General features: G+C 55.0%; 7 protein-coding genes. All 7 read right to left on the reverse strand.

Annotation, left to right across the window (positions count from 1 at the left end; translation table 11 throughout):
* Window positions 1-229: 229 nt before the first annotated feature.
* The gene (locus RCH87_RS09300; RefSeq protein ID WP_306516417.1) at window positions 230-2,104 is read right to left on the reverse strand and encodes an ABC transporter ATP-binding protein; all 1,875 of its coding nucleotides are present in this window, start codon (window positions 2,102-2,104) and stop codon (window positions 230-232) included.
* Window positions 2,101-3,066, reverse strand: coding sequence for an ABC transporter permease (locus tag RCH87_RS09305; protein WP_306516418.1), 966 nt, complete (start codon window positions 3,064-3,066; stop codon window positions 2,101-2,103). Before RCH87_RS09305 ends, RCH87_RS09300 begins: the two co-directional genes overlap by 4 nt.
* A gap of 2 nt (window positions 3,067-3,068) precedes the next feature.
* On the reverse strand, window positions 3,069-4,052 hold the full coding sequence (locus tag RCH87_RS09310) for an ABC transporter permease (protein WP_306516419.1): 984 nt from the start codon (window positions 4,050-4,052) through the stop codon (window positions 3,069-3,071).
* A gap of 290 nt (window positions 4,053-4,342) precedes the next feature.
* Window positions 4,343-6,022, reverse strand: coding sequence for a urocanate hydratase (locus RCH87_RS09315; RefSeq protein WP_306516420.1), 1,680 nt, complete (start codon window positions 6,020-6,022; stop codon window positions 4,343-4,345).
* A gap of 113 nt (window positions 6,023-6,135) precedes the next feature.
* Window positions 6,136-6,885: an IclR family transcriptional regulator gene (locus RCH87_RS09320; protein ID WP_306516421.1), complete on the reverse strand. Its 750-nt coding sequence runs from the start codon at window positions 6,883-6,885 to the stop codon at window positions 6,136-6,138.
* 23 nt (window positions 6,886-6,908) lie between these two features.
* Complete coding sequence (locus tag RCH87_RS09325) at window positions 6,909-8,267, reverse strand: YjiH family protein (RefSeq protein WP_373690972.1); 1,359 nt, start codon at window positions 8,265-8,267, stop codon at window positions 6,909-6,911.
* Between the two features lie 181 nt (window positions 8,268-8,448).
* Window positions 8,449-8,987 (reverse strand): MFS transporter (locus RCH87_RS09330; protein WP_306516422.1); only part of this gene is annotated, 539 nt, incomplete at its 5' end.

Genomic DNA, 8,987 nt, shown 5'->3' on the forward strand with positions numbered 1-8,987 from the left:
ACGAAACAAGAGTCAGAGCAAGAGCCGACATGGCGGCGATACCGACCTTCTTTATGCTGCTGGCTTTTTTAACCACAAAACCAGACACAAAACAAGACCCTAAACCAGACATTGTATTCATAGACTCTCCTTCAGAAGTGAGTGAACCTACACGGTAGGTACTCTGTGATTTAACACTCATAAGATTATAACTGTGCCCTAAGCGAAATAGAAACTTTTGCGAAAAATATTATGCCGAGCTGCGCTCGCGCCGTGCCGCAGATGGGTCTGGAATAGGAATCGCATTCAAAAGCTTGCGCGTGTAGTCGTGCTGTGGGTCGTCGAAAATGGCATCTGTCTCGCCTTCCTCTACGAATGCACCCTCATACATGACCGCAACTCGATCCGACAGGTGCCGCACCACGGACAAGTCGTGCGCAACGAACAGATAAGCGATTCCCAACTTGCGCTTCAGATCTTCCAAAAGGTTGATCACACCGGCCTGAATAGAAACATCCAAAGCCGACACTGGCTCGTCAAGAACGATCACTTTCGGGTTCGTCGCCAAGGCACGGGCCAAACCAATACGCTGACGCTGGCCGCCGGAGAAATGACTTGGGAAGCGGTCGAGGTGCTGCACATCCAGGCCGACCAATTCCATCAATTCGTGCACGCGATCGTCTACATCGCCATCAAAGCCAAGTGAATTCAGCGGTTCTGCAATCACCTCGCGCACGGTCAACCGCGGGTTCAGCGAACTCATGGGATCCTGGAACACGATTTGCAGCTGTTTACGCGCCTCACGACGCTGGGAAGCAGACATCTCATTGGCATCTTGCCCACCCAAAATGACCGCACCGTTTTCTGGCTCCAAATCCATGATCTCCAGCAAAGTCGTGGTCTTACCACAACCAGACTCGCCCACGATTGCCATGCATTCGCCTTCGCGAATCTCAAAGCTGATGCCGTTGACCGCTTTGACCGTACCGACGCGACGCTTGACCAACGCGCCTTTCAGCAACGGAAATTCCTTACGCAAATCATTAACTTCGAGGGCGATAGAACGTTCTTCCCGCGGGACATCTCCCAGCACATCCGCGCTCAGTTTCGGCACCGGATACATCTGCTGACCATCAATTTTGCGGTCCGTAATGTGCTCCGAGCGGATACACGCAGTGCTTTGACTTTCGTTAGTTTTCAGTGGCAACAACTTCGGCTCTGCCTTGAGGCATTCCTCAGTAGCTACCGGACAACGTGGGGCAAACTGGCATTTATCTTCCAGGTTCACCAGCATCGGCGGGTTACCCTCGATCGGGATCAATGGGTCTTTCGACGAAGCATCGGGCCGTGGCGTCGACCCCAACAAACCGATGGTATAAGGCATGCGGGGATTTTCGAACAAGTCGTACACCCCGGCGCGTTCGACGGGACGCCCGGCGTACATCACCATGACATCATCGGCGGTTTCTGCAACCACGCCCATGTCGTGGGTAATCATGATCGTCGCCGCACCCGTTTCTTTCTGTGCAACTTTAATGACGTCTAGAATCTGCGCCTGAATGGTCACGTCCAGTGCGGTGGTTGGCTCGTCGGCGATCAATACCTTCGGGTTGTTCGCAATCGCGATGGCGATGACTACGCGCTGGCGCATACCCCCAGAAAACTGGTGTGGAAAAGATTTCAAGCGCAGTTTTGGCTCGCTGATCCCGACGAGTTCCAGCAAATGCGCAGACTGGTCAAGCGCGACCCGCTTGCTCACCTTCTGGTGGGTTTGGATTGCTTCGACCAGTTGTGTTCCGATATCGAAAACCGGAGTCAGTGCCGACAGCGGATCCTGGAAGATCATGCCAATGTCTTTGCCGCGAATTTTCGACATTTGCTTGTCGTTTTTCGTCAACAAGTTTTCACCGTTGAACTCCACTGAGCCCGAGACTTTTGCGTAATCCGGAAGCAATCCCATTACCGCCATCGAGGTCACCGATTTACCAGAACCGGATTCGCCCACGATGCCGAGGGTCTTGCCAGGCAGCAAGTCAAAGTTAACCCCACGCACAGCATTAACAGTTCCGGCTTCCGACGGAAACGAAACACTGAGATCAGTGACAGACAGAATAGGAGAGGTCATGCTTTTCCTCCAGAATTAGAGTTCGGATCCAGTGCGTCGCGCAAGCCGTCGCCGATAAACGCCATGGACACGGTAAGTAAGGTCAAAACACCCGCTGGGAAGTAGAACTGCCACGGAGCAGCGTTGATCACGTTCACGCCGTCTTGCAGCATGGTTCCCAACGAAACGTCGGGCAGTTTAATACCCAGACCCAAAAACGACAGTGCGGTTTCTGACATGACGGTTCCAATCACGCCAAAGACGAATTGAATGATCAGCAGCGAGCCAATATTTGGCACCAGGTGGCGCAACACGATGCGCGGGCGGGAAACACCCATGTATTTCGCGGCGCGCACATAATCAAGCTCGCGCAGAGTCAACGCCAGTGACCAAATCACACGTGCCGGATACATCCAGCCAAATACCGCCAGCACAATGATCAGCAGCTTCCAGTCGCCGCCCGAGCCGGAAACAACCAAGGCAATGATCAAAAACGACGGAATAGCCAGCAGAAAGTGAATCGCAGCCATCACGATCTTTTCGACGGGCCCGCCCCACAATGCGGCACCGGCTCCAATCAACGCTGATGCCACGGAAGTCAGCGCCGAGACCACGATCGCGATAGTCAACGACCGGCCCAGACCGTGAACGATCTGCGCGTAGATATCATTACCAGCATCATTGGTACCAAACCAGTGCTCAGAGTTTGGTGGCACTGCCAGGTTGAGAAAGTCCGGCTCGTAGTAATCCCACTGCGTGAAAGCTCCACCGATCGTCGCCAAGCCAATCAGGCCAAGCAAGATCATCAGGCCAACGGTGGCGAGTTTGTTGCGGAAGAATCGACGCACGTAGAGCTTCCACCGCGCAGTGCCGCGCTTTTTCTTGGCTGCAGCTTTCTGCGTATCCAGCTTGCTGGTTTTCTTATTGTCATCGCCTGGCGCGTAGCTTTCAGCAACGACATTGGTTTCTCTTGGATTAGTCATGTCTAGCTCACCCGTACCCGTGGATCGATGGCGACGACGACGACGTCCGCCAAAATTGCTGAGAAGGCTGTCGAAGCGGCACCGAAGGCGGCCACGGCAACCACGCCATTGATGTCGTTGTTAGCGATGGTGTCCAGGAAATACTGCCCCATACCCTGCCAGGCGAAGATTTTTTCGGTCATGACGGCACCGGTGAAGATTCCGGGAATCGAAAACGCCACCGAGGTTGCCACCGGAATAATTGAGGTGCGCAACGCATGGCGACGAATCGCAACCCCGCGCGGCAAACCTTTTGCGCGTGCGGTGCGGACATAGTCAGCATTCAAGTTATCGAGCAACAACGTACGCTGCGTCATGTGGTAGCCGGCGTAGGAAATGAAGACCATGGCGATGGTCGGAAGCGTCAAGTGTTGCAGGATATCGATCAGTGTTGGGAAGAATCCGTCGACGTGTAATGATCGTGCGCCAATAACGTAGAAAACGCGCGTGCCGGTCCACTCGTTGATTTTCAGACCAAACCCGACGACCACGATCGAAGCAACAACGATGTGTGTGTTCATGGCGATGATCGAAATCCCCTGCCACACACGGTCACCCATGCGATATTGCCTGGATGCCGTGTACACACCGATGGCAACACCGATCACGATGGAAAGAATGGTTGCCAGCAAAAGCAGCTGGGCGGAGACCCAAATACGGTAGCCAACCTCGTGGTTGACACTAGCCCCAATCGGGGACATTCCCCAGTCCCAGTGAAGTAATACATTGGTGAGCCAATTCCACCAGCGTTCGAAAATCGGCGTCGACGGGCTCAGATTATACGGTTCCAGCATCGAGTCAATTTGCGCTTCCGGAATCGGTGGCCGTCGCGTCGAATAATTCGAGCGGGGATCCAAAAATGCCGAAGCCAGAAAGTATGTCAGGTTGGTTGCCAGGAAAATAACCAGCAACCACCCCGAAACTTTCTTCAATAAATACCGGAACATATACACTCCACTGAAGTCCTGCGAGCACTACCGCAGCTTTGTAGGACGACCACACCAAAACTACAGTGGGTAAGTTATATCACATGATATCGCCCACATAACAAACAGGCAGTGACGCACACCTGTTCTAAAAGCAAGAAAGCTCACAAACTGCCAGAGCACGGTTAATGTTCGACGGTCAAATATAAACACCACAACGCCCCGCCTAGTGCTGCTGCACTACGCGATGGAGCATCCATCATGCAGGCAGAGCCCAAGCGGGGCGAAGATCAATGAGCTAGTACGAAAAACTAGCTTTCGCGGGAACGGAACGGCATCGGAATACGCACACCGCGCTCTGTCGCCACTTCATCAGCACGGTCATAACCAGCATCGACGTGACGAATAACCCCCATTCCCGGGTCATTGGTGAGCACAGCTTCCAGCTTCTTTGCGGCAAGCTCTGTGCCGTCGGCAACGGTAACCTGCCCACAGTGAATGGAACGCCCCATGCCGACGCCTCCACCGTGGTGCAACGAAACCCAAGTGGCACCACCGGAGGTTGCGGTCAATGCGTTGAGCAGTGGCCAGTCGGCAACCGCATCGGTGCCATCGAGCATGCCTTCGGTTTCGCGGTATGGCGAAGCCACCGATCCAGAATCCAAGTGGTCACGGCCGATCACGATTGGCGCTTTGACCTTGCCCTCTGCAACCAGCTGGTTAAACAGCAAGCCGGCCTTGTGACGCTCTCCATAGCCCAACCAGCAAATGCGCGCTGGCAGGCCTTCGAATTCGACATACTCTTCGGCAGCATCCAACCAGTTGTGCAGGTGCTCGTTGTCTGGGAACAATTCCTTGATCGCCTGATCGGTGACCTTGATGTCTTCCGGGTCACCGGATAGTGCTACCCAACGGAACGGGCCGAGGCCTTCACAGAACAGCGGGCGGATATACGCCGGCACGAAACCAGGGAATTCGAAAGCACGGTTGTATCCGGCGTGGCGTGCTTCATCGCGGATGGAGTTGCCGTAGTCGAAAACTTCCGCGCCTTCGTCCTGGAATTCCACCATCGCTTGCACCTGAGCCGCCATGGATTCGCGTGCTTTCTTGGTGAAAGTTTCTGGGTCAGCCTTCGCCTCGCGGTGCCACTCTTCGACGGAGTGTTCTACCGGCAGGTAGGACAGCGGATCGTGCGCGGAAGTCTGGTCGGTAACAATATCGACGGTCAGCTCACCGGCACGGTGACGCTTGAGCACCTCCGGGAAGATTTCGGCAGCATTACCCACCACACCGATGGTCAGCGCGCGCTTTTCTTCTTTAGCCTGGTTGGCCATCTCGATGGCTTCATCCAAGGAAGTGGTGACCTCATCGAGGTAACGCTTGCCCTGACGACGCTTCAGGCGAGTCTCGTCCACATCGGCGATGATGCACACACCACCGTTGAGCTTGACGGCGAGTGGCTGCGCGCCACCCATACCGCCGCAACCACCGGTCAGGGTCAAGGTACCGGCCAAAGTATCGTTAAAGCGCTTGGTAGCCACCGCCGCGAAGGTTTCGTAAGTACCCTGCAAAATGCCCTGGGTAGCGATGTAAATCCAGGAGCCAGCGGTCATCTGGCCGTACATCATCAAGCCTTCGTCGTCAAGCTTGCGGAAGTGCTCCCAGTTCGCCCAGTCGCCCACCAGGTTGGAGTTTGCGATCAGCACGCGTGGTGCCCATTCGTTGGTGCGCAGCACGCCGACTGGTTTACCGGATTGCACCAGCAGGGTCTCATCGGCTTCGAGATCCTTCAGGACGTCGACAATGGCGTCGAACGATTCCCAGTTACGGGCAGCTTTACCGGTACCACCGTAAACCACTAGGTCTTCCGGACGCTCAGCAACCTCCGGGTCAAGGTTGTTCATCAGCATGCGCAGCGGAGCTTCAGTCTGCCACGACTTTGCGGACAATTCGATTCCACGCGGGGCGCGAATTTCACGAGGTTGCGACATTTTCGTCAACATCCTTTCACTCAAACACTTCTTTTCTCGTCTTTTAATCTAGAAGTTTTCTAGGTCACAAAACAGACGCTTGTCGACGAATGTGTCTGAAATGCGAGACGTAATTAGCGTGAGTGATTGCCGTACATCCGCGCAGAAATCTCTCGCGCACTCCCCTGCAAAAGGTGGCACAACTCGGAAAATTGCTCCTCCGACAAACTATTGACTGGATAGGTCACCGCCAGCGCCGCCGCTGGCCGTTGCAAATGATCCAACACAGCGACGGCAACGCTGGCTTGTCCCCGACTGACCTCTTCTACCTCCACGTCGAAGCCGCGCTGGCGCACGTCGGCCAGGTGTTTTTGGAACCCACCCCAGCCTTCTGTCGCATCGGAGGCCGAATACACCGCGCGATATTCCGTTTCCGGCAAATGTGCGAGCATCGCCCGGCCAGAGGCCGTGCCCACCGCTGGCAACCGCACCCCCACTTGGCTGATTAACGATACCGCCCGGGCCGCACGTGTTTCTTGCAGATACACGATTTCGGTGGCCGACAAGCGGGATAAGTGCCCCGATCCGCCCGCGAAACTGGCAATCTTCTCCAGATGCTTATGGCTCAGCCGCACCAAAGGTTGCTGAGTGGTATAGGCACTGGCCATGGAATAGGCGGCAAGCCCGAGACCATAGGTGCGCTCACCGGCGAGATGGACGACAAAGCCGGCCTCGACCATTTCTGCGAGCAGGTGATAGGTGGTAGAGCGCGGAATGCCAAGTTCCCGATGGATGCGGGCTGCTGAAATCGGCACGTCGATCGTTGAGAGGAGCCGCAAAATATCTAGAGTGTGTCGGGCAGCCGGGACCTGCGGAGAATTCATGATTTTCAGACTAACGAATGGTGCTACAACAACAAATGCGCAATCGGGGTGGCAATCAAGATCGTCAGCACCACGCGCTCAAACCAGATGATCACGATAGAAGTCAGGGAAATCGGGATACGGGTAGCCATGATGCACGGAATAAGCGCGGAGAAGAAAATAATCATCGAGATAGATACCACGCCGACAACGAACTTCGCCACCAGATCTTCTGCGCCTGCCATGCTGGCTGCTGGAAGGAACATTTCTGCAATACCAGTGGCCATCGCCTGGCTGGAATCCATGGTTTCTGGCAGACGCACGATCCAGGCAAAGGGATAGAACAAATAACCGATCCACTCGAATACCGGGGTGAAGCGTTCCAACAAAATGCCACCCAGGCCCACCGACAAGATCGAAGGCACGATGGCACCAGCCATCTTGATACCGTCGACGAAGCTGTCGACGACAGCACGCCACAGACTTGGTGCATTTTCTAGTGTGTACAGCGCTTCATGCCACGCGGCTTTGAAACGGCTACCGGTCACTGCACTTTCTGGTTCCGGAGTCGCGCCCTCGTGATAGTCATCTGGAATACGGGACAACGGCGGGATGCGCACGGTTATCGCAGTGACCAGGAAGGTAACAACCAGCGTGGTGAAAAAGAACGTCGTCCACATCTCCATTAGATCCAACGCATTAGCGACGATGACCATGAACGCAGCGGAGACCGTCGAAAAGCCGGTGGCGATGATGGCTGCTTCTTTCGCGGTATATCCACCGCGCTGGTAAACGCGATCTGTGATCAAGATGCCTAACGAATACGAGCCGACGAAGGAGGCGACGGCGTCGATAGCCGAACGACCCGGGGTTTTCCACAGCGGTCGCATCACCGGCTGCATGAGCACACCGATAAATTCCAAGAAGCCATAACTGACCAGCAGCGCAAGGAACGCCGAACCGATCGGGACGATCAGACCGACCGGGGTGGCGATCTTCTCCCATAAAAACGGCACCAGGTCTTCTTCACCGAGCACCCATGGCAACGCATCCAATACCGCGAGCAGAGCGATGATAAAGCCGATGACATTCGTGACGACAAAAATCGCCGACAGCGTGCCCTCTTTCCAGTTCTGGTTATAGATGGAGCGCACAGCACCAAAACCTGCCAGAGCCAAGATGATCCACGGCACCAGCCCCGGCACACCATCGCGGACAATGGTGACCATGTGGTCGAGCGGGATCGAGCTTTTGTCTTGATAGGTCAGTGGGAAGAAAAAGACGAACGCACCAATGGCGCTGTAAACAAACAATCGCCAGATATGCTTCGGGATTGGCGGGTCGGTATGGCCGACGCTCGGCACGTTGGTGACATGCTTCGGTTCTGGAATGGTCGGAGACACGGCTATTCCCCTTTGCTCTACAGCTGGACTCAGCAGCTGGTTGCTCGTTACTACGCATTCACTGTTTCCGCATCACATACCGACGGTCGTGCGAGATGGATCAACGGAATGAGTGATACCGATAACATTAGGTTTTGTTGAACAGTGTGAGCAAGACAATAAAAAGGGCGCAAGTCTGGGATCACAGATTTTCGGGGTCTACGGCGTCGTCGCCACTGTTATCGCCGTCCGGTTCCTCATTACGCATCGCACGCACCTCCCTAGACCCAGCCAGCAATAGCCAGCCCACAAACCCAGTCCCAATAACAACGGCCGCAAACCAGAAACGAGTACCAGATTCCACCATGGTGCCCGCAAGTGTCGGCACAGCGACGCTGATAGCACTGCTAACCACGATAAAAATCGCCATTACACGCCCCTGTAAATCCTGCGGCGTGACAGCAAAAACGTGGCCAAACAGGGCTGCATTTAATGCCGGCGATGGGAGCATACAAGCCAGGCTCACCACCAGCATGACCCAGGGGCTGGCAGCCAAGAACAAAAACCCAGCGAAGAAGATCAGCATGCTACCTAGGCCAATAACAACCAGCGAACCTGGCGTATATCGGTCCGTAAGCCACGGAACCAAAGCACTGCCGAGCAACGAACTGATGCTGAAGCCTGCCATCACCAAACCGATAAGCCAGCCCGGTTCGCCCGCATCCGAAAGATAAAACGTGG

The organism is Corynebacterium sp. (genome assembly GCF_030826625.1).
Taxonomy (GTDB): Bacteria; Actinomycetota; Actinomycetes; order Mycobacteriales; family Mycobacteriaceae; genus Corynebacterium.